At 59.9% G+C, this 1,805-nt stretch carries 4 protein-coding genes; all 4 read right to left on the reverse strand.

Annotated elements, in window-relative coordinates:
- Window positions 1-112: 112 nt before the first annotated feature.
- Window positions 113-334 carry a carbon storage regulator gene (locus tag ABJK56_RS00735; protein WP_347242754.1) on the reverse strand — a complete coding sequence of 74 codons (222 nt, stop codon included), beginning with the start codon at window positions 332-334 and terminating at the stop codon, window positions 113-115.
- Entirely contained in the window at window positions 309-572 is a 264-nt protein-coding gene (locus ABJK56_RS00740) for a hypothetical protein (RefSeq protein WP_347242755.1), read from the reverse strand. The genes ABJK56_RS00735 and ABJK56_RS00740 overlap by 26 nt, the downstream gene beginning before the upstream one ends.
- A gap of 17 nt (window positions 573-589) precedes the next feature.
- Complete coding sequence (locus tag ABJK56_RS00745) at window positions 590-805, reverse strand: hypothetical protein (protein ID WP_347242756.1); 216 nt, start codon at window positions 803-805, stop codon at window positions 590-592.
- The coding region (locus tag ABJK56_RS00750) for a hypothetical protein (protein WP_347242757.1) at window positions 805-1,805 on the reverse strand (1,001 nt) is incomplete at its 5' end. The genes ABJK56_RS00745 and ABJK56_RS00750, both read right to left, overlap by 1 nt.

Genomic DNA, 1,805 nt, shown 5'->3' on the forward strand with positions numbered 1-1,805 from the left:
GGACAACTGAATAGACCAAGGGCCCACGCTGTGACGGTTTCCCGGGCGTGAGGGTCACGCAGTTTCTCTTCATCGAGAAAGAGAGCAAACTCAAACTGCGCGTTCCCGACGGCTATTTTTCTCCGTCCGTCTTGTGCCCATTCGACAGAGAAATAGCTTCGCATTGCGGTCTCCTCTTTTGCAGTTCCTCCCGCAGGATGAGAACATCCTTCGGGGCCTCAATGCCGACTTTCACATTCTTTCCCCGCACGGAGGTCACCAGAATGGTGATCTGGCGGCCGTCGCTGAGCAGAAACACAATCCGTTCATCACTCTTGCGATTCAGAATCAGCATCCTTGCCTCCTTGTGCCTCGTGCTGTTGCCTGAGATTGTCAATGAATTCCAACGCCGACCGGAGATACTCTGCAACCTGTTGCACGTCGTCGCCGGTGACCTGGTACTCCCCAGCCAGAGACTCTAACCGCTCGATCGCCTTGGTGATCGCCCGCCGGGCGTGCCATTCACGGCAAGCCAGGCAAGAGCAGTTTCGGATCACGCCAGGGACCGAGCACACAGCCATGATCGAGTACATGCCGCCTCTCCTTTTCGTTAGAGCCGGAGTCGCCTGTCCAACCACCGCCTGTATTCTAATTCCATGTGGTCGGCGTACCCCGCCTCGTGTCCCTGGTTGAAAGCCTCGTCCAGGCAGCACGCACAGGGTTCAATCACCAGGTCGCCGTCGGCGAGCTTCCTTCCCCAGACCTCGTTCTGACATTTCTCGCAAATGCCGATGATTTCGTACTGCTGTTCGCTGTTCTTGCTCATCACACCACCTCCACGTGAATGTCGTCGTGTTCATCTGCTTCCGCCGTGAGGATCACCACGCCAACCTGCCTCGCGATCGCCGCGATCTCGCTCCGGTTCACGGGATCAAGGGCCTCCCATGCCTCCTGGGGAACGGTGACGATGCCACCCTTGCCAAGCTGTTCCACCGCGATCTCCAGGGCAATTCGCCAGCGTTCTCCGGGAGAAAGCTCCCCGAATGGCTCCGTCCCGCGGTCGGTGTCACACACCAGTCGGCCACCGTCCACACGCAGTTTTCTCGTGACACGTGCCACAAGTGATGAAAGCACATCGTCCGTTGCGTGGGCGGCATCGCGGAACACGGCCGCTCTTCCTTCTGCTTCACTGGCCCGTTTCCGCAACTCTTCGATCCGCTTATCCAGGTACGCCTTGTGGATGAGATCTGTCACCTGTGCGTGAGCCCGCCGTGCCGCCTCGAGTGCATCACGTGCCTTCGCGATCTCGGCATCATCGACGATGCTCACCTCCTGCGAGACGATCCGCCGCAACTCCGCGATCTGTTGTTGAAGCGCTGACGCCTGTTCGCGACGCCTCACAAGCTGCGTCCGACGCTCCCTGGCCGCGGCCAAGGCCTGTTCCAGCTTGCGAATCTTCTCATCCAGTTCGGAGATTTCAACGTCGATTTTGTCCGGAGAGACTAGATCACCGCCTTCCAGCTCGGCGAGCGCCCTTTTGGCCTGAGCAATCTGTTCCGCTTGTTTGGCTGCCAACTCCTGCCTGGTTTCCAATTGGCGCAGGTTGGCTAGGGCCTGGGCCACCGCCATCTCGGCTTCCGCCCTCACGACATCGGGCTGCCGAACGATGCGGAACCACAACTCGGGGTCGCACTGGGGCGCCGCGCCCAACTCCTTCTCCACCACCGAGAGCTCGGCCTTATGCTCTTCAGCGACCTTTTCCCACCGCCGTGCTTCGGCCTCCAGGGCCCGCTTGAGCCGCCCGGCAAACACCACCGGATCGTTGT

It is taken from the genome of Thermogutta sp. (assembly GCF_039793925.1).
Lineage (GTDB): Bacteria > Planctomycetota > Planctomycetia > Pirellulales > Thermoguttaceae > Thermogutta.